At 50.0% G+C, this 14,225-nt stretch carries 17 protein-coding genes; 10 read left to right on the top strand and 7 right to left on the bottom strand.

Annotated features, from left to right (window positions below):
• Positions 1 to 2 precede the first annotated feature (2 nt).
• Both E5987_RS06680 and E5987_RS06675 read right to left on the bottom strand, forming a co-directional pair.
• Positions 3 to 188, bottom strand: a complete 186-nt coding sequence (locus tag E5987_RS06680; protein ID WP_160335320.1) for a hypothetical protein — start codon at positions 186 to 188, stop codon at positions 3 to 5.
• A 39-nt stretch (positions 189 to 227) separates the two neighbouring features.
• Positions 228 to 752, bottom strand: a complete 525-nt coding sequence (locus E5987_RS06675; protein ID WP_160335319.1) for an FAD-binding protein — start codon at positions 750 to 752, stop codon at positions 228 to 230.
• 96 nt (positions 753 to 848) lie between these two features.
• On the opposite strand from E5987_RS06675, the gene E5987_RS06670 reads away from it, so the two are divergent.
• The 7 genes from E5987_RS06670 (at position 849) to E5987_RS06640 (ending at position 7,109) form a co-directional block, all read left to right on the top strand.
• The gene (locus E5987_RS06670) at positions 849 to 1,469 is read left to right on the top strand and encodes a septation protein A (protein ID WP_160335318.1); all 621 of its coding nucleotides are present in this window, start codon (positions 849 to 851) and stop codon (positions 1,467 to 1,469) included.
• Positions 1,466 to 1,738 carry a BolA family protein gene (locus E5987_RS06665; RefSeq protein ID WP_160335317.1) on the top strand — a complete coding sequence of 91 codons (273 nt, stop codon included), beginning with the start codon at positions 1,466 to 1,468 and terminating at the stop codon, positions 1,736 to 1,738. The genes E5987_RS06670 and E5987_RS06665 overlap by 4 nt, the downstream gene beginning before the upstream one ends.
• 687 nt (positions 1,739 to 2,425) lie before the next feature.
• A complete protein-coding gene (locus E5987_RS06660) occupies positions 2,426 to 3,238 on the top strand; it encodes a peptidylprolyl isomerase (RefSeq protein ID WP_160335316.1) in 813 nt (270 codons plus the stop codon).
• 126 nt (positions 3,239 to 3,364) lie between these two features.
• The gene (locus tag E5987_RS06655; protein WP_160335315.1) at positions 3,365 to 4,453 is read left to right on the top strand and encodes an ABC transporter substrate-binding protein; all 1,089 of its coding nucleotides are present in this window, start codon (positions 3,365 to 3,367) and stop codon (positions 4,451 to 4,453) included.
• 11 nt (positions 4,454 to 4,464) lie between these two features.
• On the top strand, positions 4,465 to 5,454 hold the full coding sequence (locus tag E5987_RS06650) for a FecCD family ABC transporter permease (RefSeq protein WP_237178753.1): 990 nt from the start codon (positions 4,465 to 4,467) through the stop codon (positions 5,452 to 5,454).
• A gap of 12 nt (positions 5,455 to 5,466) precedes the next feature.
• Positions 5,467 to 6,270, top strand: a complete 804-nt coding sequence (locus tag E5987_RS06645; protein ID WP_160335314.1) for an ABC transporter ATP-binding protein — start codon at positions 5,467 to 5,469, stop codon at positions 6,268 to 6,270.
• 41 nt (positions 6,271 to 6,311) lie between these two features.
• Positions 6,312 to 7,109: an enoyl-ACP reductase FabI gene (locus E5987_RS06640; protein ID WP_160335313.1), complete on the top strand. Its 798-nt coding sequence runs from the start codon at positions 6,312 to 6,314 to the stop codon at positions 7,107 to 7,109.
• 6 nt (positions 7,110 to 7,115) lie between these two features.
• Here the strand turns inward: E5987_RS06640 and E5987_RS06635 are convergent, their stop codons facing one another.
• Positions 7,116 to 8,108 carry a LysR substrate-binding domain-containing protein gene (locus tag E5987_RS06635; RefSeq protein WP_160335312.1) on the bottom strand — a complete coding sequence of 331 codons (993 nt, stop codon included), beginning with the start codon at positions 8,106 to 8,108 and terminating at the stop codon, positions 7,116 to 7,118.
• 126 nt (positions 8,109 to 8,234) lie between these two features.
• On the opposite strand from E5987_RS06635, the gene E5987_RS06630 reads away from it, so the two are divergent.
• The gene (locus tag E5987_RS06630; protein WP_160335311.1) at positions 8,235 to 9,815 is read left to right on the top strand and encodes an FAD-dependent oxidoreductase; all 1,581 of its coding nucleotides are present in this window, start codon (positions 8,235 to 8,237) and stop codon (positions 9,813 to 9,815) included.
• Between the two features lie 38 nt (positions 9,816 to 9,853).
• Positions 9,854 to 10,207: a cytochrome c3 family protein gene (locus tag E5987_RS06625; RefSeq protein ID WP_160335310.1), complete on the top strand. Its 354-nt coding sequence runs from the start codon at positions 9,854 to 9,856 to the stop codon at positions 10,205 to 10,207.
• A gap of 65 nt (positions 10,208 to 10,272) precedes the next feature.
• Here the strand turns inward: E5987_RS06625 and E5987_RS06620 are convergent, their stop codons facing one another.
• The 4 genes from E5987_RS06620 to E5987_RS06605 all read right to left on the bottom strand — a co-directional run bounded on the left by E5987_RS06620 (position 10,273) and on the right by E5987_RS06605 (position 13,543).
• Entirely contained in the window at positions 10,273 to 10,782 is a 510-nt protein-coding gene (locus tag E5987_RS06620; protein ID WP_160335309.1) for a response regulator, read from the bottom strand.
• Positions 10,783 to 10,906: 124 nt separating this feature from the next.
• The gene (locus tag E5987_RS06615; RefSeq protein WP_160335308.1) at positions 10,907 to 11,233 is read right to left on the bottom strand and encodes an FMN-binding protein; all 327 of its coding nucleotides are present in this window, start codon (positions 11,231 to 11,233) and stop codon (positions 10,907 to 10,909) included.
• A 180-nt stretch (positions 11,234 to 11,413) separates the two neighbouring features.
• Positions 11,414 to 12,637: a sodium/glutamate symporter gene (gene gltS, locus E5987_RS06610; RefSeq protein ID WP_160335307.1), complete on the bottom strand. Its 1,224-nt coding sequence runs from the start codon at positions 12,635 to 12,637 to the stop codon at positions 11,414 to 11,416.
• Positions 12,638 to 12,775: 138 nt separating this feature from the next.
• Positions 12,776 to 13,543, bottom strand: coding sequence for a sulfite exporter TauE/SafE family protein (locus E5987_RS06605; RefSeq protein ID WP_160335306.1), 768 nt, complete (start codon positions 13,541 to 13,543; stop codon positions 12,776 to 12,778).
• 191 nt (positions 13,544 to 13,734) lie between these two features.
• Here E5987_RS06605 and E5987_RS06600 point away from each other — a divergent pair, with 191 nt between their 5' ends.
• Positions 13,735 to 14,202 (top strand): zinc ribbon domain-containing protein, encoded by a 468-nt coding sequence (locus E5987_RS06600; RefSeq protein WP_160335305.1) that lies wholly within the window; start codon positions 13,735 to 13,737, stop codon positions 14,200 to 14,202.
• Positions 14,203 to 14,225 lie beyond the last annotated feature (23 nt).

The following is a 14,225-nucleotide window of genomic DNA, read 5'->3' as shown; positions in this document are numbered from 1 at the left end:
GGTCAGTTCTCATTGATAAATCTCTTCCTTTCGTGATTTACAAAGAGCGCGCCGCCTTTGGGTGTTGCGACACCAACCGGAGCGGTGGCGACTAACGGAACGCCTTTGGCAATTTCAACCGCATTCGGGAAAAGCTTGTAATCATGCTCATTGATAAGAGAAGCGCCGTGCTTGAGCGCGATCTGCATCCCTATCCGTCCTCTTCCTTCGTGCCGTAATAAAGCACTTTATCGAGAGATTTCGGATAGTAAGAAGCATCTGCTCCGAAAGCGCCTGTCGCCAAAATAACATCCGAAACGAGGAGTTTTTTTATTCTTTTCCTCCGGACAAGAATATTCAATTCCGCTCACTCGTCCTTTTTCTGTCAGCAGATTGGTCATATTGGTTTCTGTCAAAACCAAACCGCCGAGTTTTTGGAACTGCTGCAAAAAGAACAAAGCGTTTTTATCGATGCATTTGACGAATGAGCCGGTTCGTCTCGGATCTGTTTTACTGAAATCCGGGCACGGTCGTTTTGTGAATTCGACTTTCAAGTCATTAAACAGCCAATCAGCTGCCGGTCCGACGTTCCGGGATATTGTTTCTATCAAGGCAGGATCCGCTTTAGGGCCGTTTTCGGCTTCAAGATCTTCTTTGAGCCGATCCGGGCTGTCTCGATCTTCCTCCGTGATAAAAAAACTGCTTAAGCCGCTCCTCAGGCGGATTAGGCAAACTCTCAGGCTGTCTAAGATGCCTGAGGTAACAATTTTCATTAATGAGGTTTGTATTTAACAAATTAGGCATTTTTCAGTAAAATTTTGCGGTTGCAAAATTTTTGTTTGTGTCCCAGTCCACTTAGCGAGGATTTTTTGAAGTTCTTATACGATTTGCTGCCGGTTATTCTTTTCTTCGGCACATTTAAATTTGCTCAGAACCGAGCGGATGAAGCCGCCTCGCTTTGCAACCAGTGGCTTGGCAGTGGTTTTGATCCGACACAGGCGCCTGTCATCTGCGCAACCGCAGCCGCAATCGTCGTCTCACTCGCACAGATCCTCTTTAAGCTGATCTCCGGCAAAAAAATCGATCCGATGCTTTGGATCTCTGTTGCCGTAATCCTGGTGTTCGGCTCCTTAACAATCTGGCTCCACGATGAGATGTTCATCAAGTGGAAGCCAACCATTCTTTATTGGATTTTCGCCGCAATTCTGACGTTCGGCGCTGTGACCGGTAAAAATTACCTCAAGTCGCTTCTCGGTAAACAGATTGCACTTCCCGAGAATGCCTGGCAAACTTTATTAAAAGGCTGGACTGTCTTTTTTGCAGTTGTCGGCATCCTTAATCTTATAGTTGCCTACACATGCTCCACAGATGTGTGGGTGAATTTCAAACTCTTCGGGCTGATGGGTCTGACGCTTATCTTTACTGTAGGCGTCGGGTTTTATATTTCCCGATTCATCTCCGACTCAGATTCGGAAGGAAAACTAAAATGAGCCATACCCCGTCTTTGGAAAGAATTCAGCAGGCACTAGAGCCAATCTTTCCTATTGAATTGAGATTTACAGATTATTCTCGTCCAGAAGCCGGCTTTAAACCCGCCGCCGGTACGCTCTATCACCTGTTCGTGATCTCTCGCCGCTTCGAAGGACTGCCGAAAATCGAACGGCACCGTATCGTGTACGAATACCTCAAGCCGTTTATCGGCCACGGGATTCACAATATTAATATGACGCTTCTTGCCCCGAGCGAATCCCGACACTAAACATACTTATCAATCAGCCGCTATTGCGCGGCTGATTGATCCTGCTTCCTGTATGTCTTATGCCGGATATATGGGAAATCCGGCTTGATCCCTGCTTCGCAGCGCTGAATGCGCTGTTTTCTTTTTATGCCTCTGTAAGCGGCACGCGCTTCACCATATCCCTGTCCGACGGATTTACCGTCTCATCTGTTCCGCTGCCTCGGAACAGAACAATTCGCCGCTCAATTCAATATTCAAGCACATTCACTTAAATTAACCCCTCTTATACTTTCTGAAGACAAATAAGTTTTATCGATGAATGCTAAGTTCGTCTTCAGCAGACTTCTCCTCTTTTCTGTGAACTCGTTCGCCACTGGTCAGTAAAAGTTCGTAAAAACATAAAAATAAACTAGTCTTCATAGTCCTCACGAAACAATAAATCTCTGCCGCTTTGTTATTGCAGAAACACTTTCGCTCCATAATCATTTATATAGATTCGTCTCGAATAACGCCATAAAAACAAGGTTCTTACCTCCCTTCAAGTGCTTTTAAACACCTATCCGATAAGATGCGTTATTTTAATGAATTTGTGTATATTGCAAATCCAAAATCAGTGGGTATTCTTTAATGATATTTAGGGTTTTTACCGCACAGAATAAGTGATTATTATCGCTATAATTTAATCTCCCGTTGTTTATGGAAAAAATAATGAAAAAAGTTCTTGTCGCTATTGCACTTGCCGCCGCAATTCCCGCTTCTGCTCAGACGGCTTTCACTGTCAACGGCCAGCTGGTTTCGGCAGCCGAACAAAAGGAACTCATGAACCTTCTCGCTGAGCAGGGCATCAAAGATGAGGGAAAACAGGCTGAGGCCGCACGTAATATTCTTGTTCGCGAAAAAGTAATCGGTCAGGAAGCACGTAAGCTGAAACTTCAGCAGACTCCTGAAATTAAGACACTGCTCGCAGAACGCGAAACTCAGATTCTCGCTAACGAACTCGTACGCCGCAACGCCGCTGCTCATCCGGTCACCGATAAGCAGATTCAGGACGCTTACGCGGATATGAAAAAACAGTACAGCCCGAACGAAATCAAAGTTCGCCATATTCTGGTCAAGTCCGAAGATGAAGCCAAGAGCCTCATCTCTCAGATCAAAAACGGCGCGGATATGGGCAAACTCGCCACAGAAAAATCCCTGGATAAGGGCAGCGCGGCCAACGGCGGAGAAATCCCCTTCACCAACATCCGCAGCATCATCATCCCCGGTTTCGCTGAAACCGCTATGGGCATGAATAAGGGCGATGTTCTTCCGATCCCGTTCCACAGCTCACTCGGCTACCATGTGATCAAGCTCGAAGATAAGAGAGAAGTTCCCTTCCCCGAACTCGACAAGATCAAAGATCAGGTTGAAGGCGTCGTCGCTCGCCAGAACGCTGCAAACTACCTCAGCAACCTCGTTAAGAACGCTAAGGTCGCTGACGTTCAGTCCGCACAGAAACCTGCTCCTAAAAAAACTAAATAATTCAGTTTTGAATTAGGACTGCAAGGCCGCTTCAAGCGGCCTTCGCTTTTTTCAGAGGACTCGCTTTATTTTTTGAGGCCGGCTTTGTGCAACAATGACAAAAACAGTTAACCTCAAATGAAAAAAATGAACACATCGTGCAAGATCCTCGCTCTGCTCACTTCAGCTGCACTCTTTATCAGCTCGGCCGCTGCGCGCATCGTCACCGATGAAACCGGCCATACCGCCGAAGTACCCGACTCCCTCAACCGGATCCTAATCACCAATATCTATCCGCTGCCTTCCGTACTTACGCTCTATCTCAACAGCGCTGACAAAATCATCGGCATTCATCCGAGCTCAATGGCGGCAGCCCAAAACGGTCTGCTCTCAGAAATTTATCCGGATATCACAAAAGCAAATACCGGCTTTATGAAGGGAAATGTCCTCAATATCGAGTCCGTGCTTAAGCTCAAACCCGATGTTGTCCTCGTCAATGCCGCAGATAAACAGTCCCTCTCTAAGCTTGAAGCCGCTGGAATTCCAACCGTCGCTTTCTCAACGTCCGCTCAAAAGTACGATGCGGTCAGAACCTATAAAAGCTGGATTAAAACACTCGACGAACTTTTTCCGGATCACGCAAAAGCCGATAAAGCCTCTAAATACGCCGAAAATGTAAAAGCGCTGATCGAAGAAAGAACAAAATCCATCGCGCCTCAGAATAGAAAAAAAGTCCTCTGGATTTATCAGAATCAGAACAATAAGGTCACTACCAGCGGTAAAAATTTCTTTGGTCAGTATTGGGCAGAAGCGGTCGGCGCAAAAAATGTCTCGGAATCCATACCCGCTAAAACCGCAAACGCGCAGGTCAATATGGAGCAAATCTACAGCTGGAACCCGGATGTCATTCTGATCACGAACTTCACGCCGGATACGGCGGAAAATCTCATAAAGAATCCGCTGTGGGCGCCGATCAGCGCGGTTAAAAATAAAGAGGTCTACAAGCTGCCGCTCGGCTTTTACCGAACCTATACGCCGTCTGCGGATTCTCCCGTCCTTCTTTATTGGCTCGCTAAAAAGATCTACCCGGAACAATTCAAAGATATCGACCTCAATAATGAAGCACGGAAATACTATCGGGAGGTCTTCGGTATCGAACTCACGAATGAGCAGTTAAAGAAACTCTTTGAGCCTAAACCGATGAAAATCTCAACTCCGACGCCGGGCGCCGCATAGGAGCTGTTAACTTGAACGCTAAAACCAAACTCCTCTTAGCTTTCGCGCTGGCAGCTCTGGCCGTCCTCATGATCGCTTCGCTTGGCATCGGCCGCTTTGCTGTTGATTTCAGCTCACTCGCCTCAGCGCTTTTTACAGGCGGCGCAGACTCTACAGAATCAATGGTCATCGGCAGCGTGCGCCTGCCGAGAATTCTGCTCGCCGTGATCGCAGGAGCCGGACTTTCTGTCGCCGGAGCCGCCTTTCAGGCAATCTTTAATAATCCGCTCGCAACCCCCGATACCTTGGGCGTAACCTCCGGCGCGGCCTTCGGCGCGGTACTTGCTATTCTTTTCGGATTCGAAGGACCGCTCCTGCAGATCGTCTCCTTTTTCTTCGGACTCATCTCCGTCTTCCTCGCCTATTCGGTCAGTTCAGTCCGCGGTCAAAGAACACTCTTAATGCTCATCCTCTCGGGCCTTGTCATCGGAGCTCTCTTTACCGCTCTGATCAATCTCGTCAAATTTGTCGCCGACCCTCAGGATGTCCTCCCGTCCATTACGTACTGGATGCTCGGAAGCCTCAGCGGCGCAAAAATGGATAATCTCTATAGCGCGGCTCCCGTGATCGGCTTCTCTTCACTGATCCTTTATATCCTGCGCTGGAAAATGAACGCGCTCTGCATGCCTGAAGACGAAGCCCGCAGCCTCGGTATTCCGGTCGCGCGCCTCAGAGCCGTCTGCATCCTCTGCGCGACGCTCATCTCGGCCTGTGTGGTCAGCCTCTTCGGCATCATCAGCTGGGTCGGTCTGCTGATCCCGCATTTCTGCCGGCTGCTCGTCGGAAGCAACAATAATGCGGTGGTGCCCGCCTCCTTGGTTTTCGGCGGACTTTTCCTGCTGGCCGCGGATACCGTCGCGCGCAGCGCCACTGAGGTCGAAATCCCGGTGTCCGTTCTCACCGCGGTGATCGGCGCGCCCGTCTTCCTGATCATCCTTCGGCACGGCCGCGCACGGCTTTAGGAGCGCACAATCATGCAGATCGAAGTCAGAAACGGCTCATTTACCTATCCGCACGGAAAAGAAGTTCTTCATAACCTGAACTTCAGTTTTAATTCGTCCGATATCGTCGCGATCCTCGGCCGCAACGGAGCCGGTAAAACAACGCTTTTAAAGTGCCTTCTCGGCCTTCAGCACTGGTCGGACGGAGAAGAACTGATCGACGGAAAAGCTCTAAAACCCAATGACTGCAAGTCGCTTTGGAAGAACATCGCTTATGTGCCTCAGGCTAAATCCAATGTCTTGGCCCTCACGGTCCGCGAAATGGTTGTTCTCGGCAGAACTTCCCGCTGGGGCTCTTTTCAGTCTCCTTCTAAAAAAGACTGGATTGCGGCAGATAAAGCGATTGAAATCACCGGAATCGAGCCTTTTGCGAATTACCTCTGCAACGAAATTTCAGGCGGCCAATATCAGGTCGCGCTGCTTGCGCGTGCGCTCTGCTGCGAACCTAAACTTTTGGTCCTCGACGAACCGGAAAGCAACTTGGATTTTAAAAATCAGCTGATGATCCTGCAGCTGCTCAGCCGACTCTCCCAGGAACTCAAAATCGGATCTGTCATCAATACACACTACCCGACTCACGCACTGGAAATCGCAAATAAAGCGCTTGTGCTGATGCGGGACGGTTCCACCGCTTTCGGTGCGGTCAAAGAAGTTGTGACGGCGCAAAATCTGGAAAAAAGCTTCGGTCTGCCCGTCCGAATCGAGCCGCTCAATATACCGGAACGCCCGGGATACGCTGCAGTGGTCGCTCTTGGAGCGCAAGACAAGACAAAATAACGAAGTACAATTCTCTAATTATTTTCTACGGAAAGAACAAAATGGCATTGCTTGCTGGAAAAAAATTCCTGATTACCGGTATTTCTTCAAACCGCTCTATTGCCTATGGTATCGCTCAGGCCTGCGCTCGCGAAGGAGCTCAGCTCGCGCTTTCCTACAATAACGAACGCTTTAAAGACAGAGTCCAGGGCTTTGCCGACGAGCTCGGAGCCGGTCAGGTCATCAAACTTGACGTCTCTTCCGACGAATCCGTTGATCTGGCGGCGCTGGAACTTGCCAACCGCTGGTCCGACGGCTTCGACGGTTTTGTGCACTCCATCGGCTGGGCGCCCCGCGAAGCCATCAGCGGAAGTTTCCTGGAAGGCATCACGCGCGAGGGCTTTCTCTCGGCCATGAATATCTCCGTATATTCCTACGCCGCGCTCGCTAAGAAGCTTCTTCCTCAGATGGAAGGACACAAAGCGTCCCTTCTCACGCTCTCCTACCTCGGCGGAGAAAAAATCGTCCCCAACTACAACACTATGGGACTGTGCAAGGCGGCGCTTGAAGCTGCGACCCGATATATCTCCGCCGACATCGGCCCCAAAGGCATGCGCGCCAACACCATCTCCTGCGGACCGATTAAAACGCTTGCCGCAAGCGGTATTAAAAACTTCGGCACAATGCTTGCGCAAAGCCGCTCGGTCAGCCCGCTGAGATCGCTCGTTTCTATCGAAGACGTCGGAAACGCTGCCGCGTTCCTTCTCTCCGATTCCTCGTTCGGCATTACCGCGGAAACCCTTTATGTCGACGCGGGATTTAACGCGCTCGCCTGCGTCATCCCGCCCGAAGAAGCATAATTTCTTCTAAACGCCTGCAGAGGACCGCCGCTTTTTATAGGTAGGCGGTCCTTTTCCTTTCTCTTCAAGTTCCGCAATACGGGCGGCTTCCTCCTGAGCCCATTCGCTAAATAGCGATCGCATCCAAATAATCGCCGGATCTTTATGCCGCACATCCGACCAAATCAGAACATTCCAAAGCTCATCCTCTTCCGCATCGATCGGAAGCGGAAGCGCAACCAAATCATGCGAGCGCATCGCGATTTCCGCTGCTCTCCATCCGCAGACACAGATCAGGTCGGTTTTTGACATAGCCTCCCAAGCCGTGTGAAACCGTGATGTCGAATAACGCGTGTGCTCCATATAGCGCTCATACGGAAAAATATTCTGCTCGGGACTCGTCCAGGAAGCACTTCGTCCGGTGAGAATCGATACCCGATCATACGGAATCAGAATCTTTTTGGTGAGCTGACGCCGCTCAAATGTGAGAGGATGATTTCTGCGCACCAGGATGACGCGCGTTACGGGATAAAGACGCATCACATGCACATCCGCGGGAAGTCCGACTGCGGTCACAATCGCAAAATCCGCCAGTCCGTTAACCACCGCGGCAAGCTCGTTTTCATGCTTGCTCAAGTCCAGTCTCGAGCGCGGCGAACGCTCCATGAGCTTCGGCAGAATACCGCCGACGACATGCTCCACCTCGGTCATCATGCACGAAATCACATACGTCCGCTCCGAAGTCTTCGCGTCAAAACTCTGCGCCATCAGCGTCTGCGCGTTTTTAATCATCTCAATGAGATTCGGACGAATCAGCTTAAAGTAATCCGTCGCTCTCCAGGAGCCGCCTTCAAATTTAAAAATCGGTGTGGGAAAGTAGCCGCTAATCCTCGTCAGATTTCTGCTCGCGGTCGAAGGAGACATATTGAACACAGAACCGGCCTTCAGCACAACGCCGCTCTTTTCCAACTCCATCAAAAAGGAAATATCTTCCAGAGAAAGCTTGAGTACATCCGACATTTCACTTATCTCATTTGCATTTAACTCAATTAGTCTAATGCAATAATTGCATATCTAACGAAACCGTCAGCTTGCTAATCTTTTGCCTGCAGCACAAATAAATATTTTCTTCAAGGAGAATTCACTATGCTTCGCAGACAGTTAATGGCGCTTGCCATCACATCCGCACTGACAGCCGCTTTCTCAGCCCCGGCTTTTGCAACACAAGTTTATGAAACCGACCTCGTCATCGTCGGCGGCGGCCTCTCCGGCCTTGCAGCCGCTCAGAGCGCGGTTGACCAGGGCGTTAAACCGATCGTTCTCGAAAAAGAAGCCGCGCTTGGCGGCGGCGGAAACTTCCCCGAAGGCTCCCTCGGTGTCGGCACTCGCTATCAGAAAGCCAACGGCATCAACACAACCGTTGACCAGGTTCTGACCGCCGCACTCCAGTTCCATCACTACAGAGCCGATCCGCATGTCCTGCGCGTTCTGATCGAAGAATCCGGAAAGACTATCGACTGGGTTATGGATAAAGGCGCTGAAATGCGCGGCATCCGTACCATGTACCCCAAAGATGAATCTCTCATGACTTGGCACCTCTTCAAGGGCGGCGCCGCCGGAATCATCCAGCGCTTTGCCAAAGAAGTCAACGCTAAGGGCGGCAAGATCCTGACCGAAACTCCGGCTAAGAAACTTCTCGTCGAAAACGGCAAAATCACCGGCGTGGAAGCGGTTGACGGTGAAGGCGAAAAAGTTATCATCAAAGCAAAGAAAGTAATCCTCGCAACGGGCGGCTTTGAGTCCAACAAAGAAATGCTCGCTAAGTACGTGAACGACTCCTCCGCGCTCGGCATGTTTGAACCGGTTTGGTACCGCGGTCCGGTTACCGACGGCAAGAACGGAGACGGTAGAACCGGTGACGGTATCCAAATGGCTCAGCTCGTTGGCGCAGGCGTTAAAGGCATGCACGCGCTCGCAGGCAACGCGCCTTACCTTGCCGATATGCCCCCAATCAACCAGTTCATGGGCGCTGACGAACTCAAACAGGGCCGCTGCGCACTGGCTCAGCCCTGGCTGTGGGTAGATCAGCACGGCAAACGCTTCTTTAACGAATCCCGCGGATCGGTATTCGTAGACGTTTACAATGCAATGACAAGCGCGGGCGGCGTGATGTACAACATCATCGACCAGCAGAAATACGATCAGCTCGTCAACAAAGGCGCTCTGCTTCCGTTCAACGCGATCGTTCACGCAGGCGTTCCTCTGAAAGCACTGCCGAAGACATTCGAAATCGGTCAGCAGAGAGGCTGGGCGTTTAAGGCCGATACGATCGACGATCTGGCCGCTCAGATCGGTGTTCCCGCTAAGAACCTCCGCGAAACCATGCAGAAGGTCAACGAGTACGCCAAGGCCGGAAAAGATCCGGAATTCGGCCGTCTGCCCGAACATCTGGCTACTTTCAACATGGAAAAAGGCCCCTACTACGCGCTTAAAGGCATCCGCGCTTTCTTCCTGACACTCGGCGGCGTTACCGTCAATCCCAAGTTTGAAGCACTTAATCCTCAGGGCGACGTGATCAACAACCTCTACGTCGTCGGTCAGGACATCGGCGGTCTTTACGACTCTTCTTATGACCTGCGCTGCGAAGGCTCTGCCTCTTCGTTCGCGATGACCAGCGGCAGAGTCGCTGCGGACAACGCGATCAAAGCCATCAAAGAAGGTAACTAAACCTGAGAAAACGGGGCCGTAAGGCCCCGTCCGAAAATATGAAAAAATTAAAATTCGCGCTTGCATCCCTGCTCTTTATCGGATTATGTTCCGCGGTTTCAGCCCAGCCGACCATGATGAAGCATCAGACCAAAGGCGTCAGCTGCGAGCAGTGCCACAAGAGCGCCGCTCCGGTTGCAGCCGCCAAATCCAAGACCTGTATGCAATGCCACAACTATCCGGACTTAGCAAAAGCGTCCGCGGAAAAGAAAGTCGCTTTAAATCCTCATGACAGTCACGCGGGTCAGCTGCGCTGCACACTTTGCCATAAGGAACACCAGCAGAGCGTTGTGTACTGCCGTCAGTGCCATAAGAACGCGGATGATAAACGTTTTGATATGACGGTACCCTGATAAAAACCTCTCAAACCACGTAAATTCGGCCGCTTAAAGCGGCCGAATTTATTACATGCTCTTCTCTAGAACATAATATCCGGAGCTGGGTCCTCAGCAGCCTGCAGACGCTCAAGAAGATGCTTCTGCGATTTTAAAAGTCGGGCATACTGTATGCGCGTCCGATACAGCTCAATCACATTCTCAATTCTGCGCTGCACGATAAAGGGAGAAATCGGCCGCTGAATATAATCCATCACGCCCAAATCGTAAGCTCGATGCACAACATCGTGCTCAAGCGAAGCTGTAATCAAAAATACCGGAATATCGTCAATAAGCCCCCGACCGCGAACAGTCTTCAAAAATGTCAGACCGTCCATCCCGGGCATCAAATAGTCAAGCAGAATCGCGCAGATGCTATTGGACTGCTTCTGTATGATTTCAATCGCCTCAGGTCCGCTCTCCGCAAAAAGCACTTCGTGATTTTGAGAGAACATGATTGAAAGCACGTCGCGATTTAATTCGACATCGTCAACAATAAGTATCGTATTTCTCGGAGTCTCTGCTGTCGGCTGATTTCCGTCGCTCTCCTGCATGGCAGCTCCCTTTATGTTTTATTCGTTTAAGTAGATTAACAGATTCTTCCCGAAACTAGAGATAAAGACGAAAAAAATCCGGATTCGTGAGAATCCGGATTCATCGAAAGAGGTCTAACTCAAATTACTGAGCTTTAGCAAGGGCGTTCTTAACAGCCTGCTGAATACCTTTAGAAGAGTTTGTTGCACCGGCAACAGTTTCAACACCGTCAACACCGTTCTTCTTAACGATTTCAGGAATCATGTTGTCGATCGGGGCCTGAATGATCATGTCGGTTTCTGTGTGCTTCAGAACCTTAACGTTAGCGATCTTGCCGCCCTTAACGTCTACGGAAACTGTGATCTTGCCGTGGTTGCCATCACCTTCGCCTTCGTATGTACCGTCTTTGTAGGCGGCCTGAGCGGCTGTCATTAAACCGATGCTGGCGAGCAAGAGAACAATCTTCTTCATTGGTAATACTCCTAAACGAATTAAAGTAAATGGTATGTTCCTTTCCTAGAACACGGTTGTATTTTATTGAATCAATTCGGCCTTTAACGAATTTTCAATTTATTTTTCCAGTCAAGTCCTGGTTTTTCTTATGCGTTCGTAACAGTACTCTTAATTCGCAACATTCCGTTTCATGATCGTTTACCAGGTCGCCATCCAGGTAATCATCAGCGCATTGATCAAGTCAATCAGGAACGCGCCGACTAAGCTCACAATCAGCCACGCTTTGGGGCTCGAGCCGTATTTCTCAGCGATTGCCTGCATATTGGCTAAGCCGTTGGCGGTCGCGCCCATTGAAAATCCGATACCGCCTGCGCACAGCATCACGGCGTCGTAAGTCTTTCCAAACAGCATGAAGAAAACGCCCCAGGCAAAGGCAAGCATTAAAACGGTCTGGGCCGCCAAAATAATCATGAGCGGCACCGCCAGATGAACCAGCTCGTGCAGCTTTAATCCGTTAATCGCCATTGTCACAAAGAGCACAAGACTCATTTCCGCGATGGTGTTCAGTCCCTTCCCTTCAACAGTATATTTGCCGCTGAAATCTCCGATATTGCGGACAATTGCGGCGACGATCATCGAACCGATGTATGCAGGCAGCGTGATAAACTGACCCATAAACATGGACAGAATCGTACCGAACGCCATACACACGGCCACAATGGTTCCCGCTTTAAGAAGCTCGGGCGTATAAGTGGGGGACGTGTCGTCCACAACGGCGGTGTCAATGTCTTCCGGAATCTTTAATTCGGGCTCCGGTCTTCCGACCGCTTTCGGCGTTTGAACCTTATAGCGGCGAATCAGCCACTGGCTGAAAGGCGCGCCGATGATGAGCGCGATCACCATGCCGAACGTCGCCGCGGTAATCGCGGCCGCTGTTCCGCCCACAATGTGATAAGTCTGCTCAAAATACGGTCCGAACGCAGCCGCGGTTCCAAGCCCGCCCATCATAGAAACGGAACCCGCCAGCAGACCATAGTGGAAGTCCAGTCCCAACCAATCGGCTAAGCCCATGCCCATAAGATTTTGAAGCAAGCACAAAATGGTGACGGCGATTAAAAAACCAACCAAAAGTTTCCCGCCTTCAAAAACCACCTTAAGACTTGCGACCAGACCGATCGTGGTAAAGAACGCCAGCATCAGAAGCGTCTGCAGCGATGTATCAAATTTAAAGGCGCAGATTCCAAATCCTTCCAGCGCGGAAAGCACAAAAGCGACCAGCATACCGCCGACAACCGGAGTCGGGATGGAAAATCTTTCCAGAATATTCACGCGGCGTCTGACCCAAACGCCAAAGTAGTAAGTCACTGACGCTAACGCGACCGCCTGAATCGCGGAAATATTGACAACTGTCATGTCGGTCATATGGTTGTGCTCCTTTTTTTAAAAACAAATCGTAACAAGGAACCATCAGCCGACCGAAGAACCGCAGGCAAATTGAGCGCATGAGAAATAAATAAAAGCCGCTGATTAGGCGGCCTTTATTTTTGTTTATATCCTGCGCTAAGACGCAATGAAGAAGCGATACACCAAAGAAACCATCAGAACCGCAAGTACCACATAAAGAATATTTCTCACAAACTTGCCGCCGATCTTAATGGCGTAGTAAGCGCCGACACGATTACCGATCATGCTCGCGATAGCGCACGGAATAGCGACCTGATAAGAAACACAGTCACCCGTCGCAAATGTGCAGAAAGCGGCAAAGTTGGCGGCAATGTTGAAAGCCTTCGCAGTACCGGAAGCCTGAACCATGCCCATACGAAGAAACACATGAAGCGCGATTAAGAAGAAGGTTCCCGCGCCGGGCCCGAAAAATCCTTCGTAAAAGCCAATCAAAAGCCCGATCAGCGTGACCTTGGTCCAGAAGAATTTTTTGGGAAGCTCGCCTTCATCAAGCTTAAAGCCGCCCGTAAGGATCGTAAAAAGAATACCGAGCGGCAGCATGACCACAATCACTTTGCCCATTGTCGCGCTCGCGATCTGAAGCGCGCAGTAAGCGCCGAGCGAGGCTCCGATCATGGATGAGAGTATTCCGATCGGAACAATCTTCATCAGAATAAGTCCGCCTCTCCAGAAAGTCCAGAGCGCAACGAGAGAACCGATACTTGTGGCAAGTTTTCCGGTACCGAGTGCCATATGAGGAGGCATACCGACCAGCAGTAGCGAAGGCGCGGTCACAAAACCGGCGCCGCCTGCGATAGAGTCGATAAATCCCGCCACAAAGAAAGCAGCGATACAAAAAAGCAGGATTCCGAAGGTTAATTCCATTTTGTTAGTTCTTTTTGAGAGAGAGTTATAGACAAAAATTTTATCCGTAAAATGAGCCCGGAAATTCTTTTGTCTCACAACCTACTTTGGATGCGACCGATTCCGAAAACGAACAAATCGAAGGATAATGAATCATTAACTGAAAAGAGGGAGGCATCGCGCAAAAGCGCTGTACCTCTTATGAATAAAATATGACTGAGCAGATTAAAAATTCAGAGAACCCTGTCCTGAAAGGCGTTATCACCGAAATTCTCGATGACGGAAATTACGGAACGATCAGCTGCGGAGGCGGAAGAACCTTCACTTTTGACGCCAATCAGCTCGATCCCGGCTATGAACCGCTTCTAAAGGATATTGTCGAATTCAGCGTCATTGAGGATGCTCCGTTTGCGATTCGTCTGTATCACCGGGATAAGAGGCTTGCAGCAACCTCTGGAGCCGCCGTCGATCTGCGAGTGAAGTGTCCGCACTGCGGAAGTCCTATCATCCCAAAGGCTGTTGTTGAAGACGGACACGTGACTGCGACTCGCTGTCCCAAATGTCTGACAACGCTTGAAGTGATGGAAAAGCCACCTAAAACTTCAATTTGGATTTGGCTTGTCTCCATTCTTTGCGCCCTTTTGGTCGGTACGCTCATTTACGGAATTTTCACAGCTTAAACTGAAAGCCGCGCGAAGCGGCT

This window comes from Parasutterella muris (assembly GCF_009767915.1).
Classification (GTDB): Bacteria; Pseudomonadota; Gammaproteobacteria; order Burkholderiales; family Burkholderiaceae_F; genus Parasutterella; species Parasutterella muris.
The sequence above is the reverse complement of the archived record's forward strand: the minus strand, read 5'-3'. Positions and strand labels throughout refer to the sequence as shown.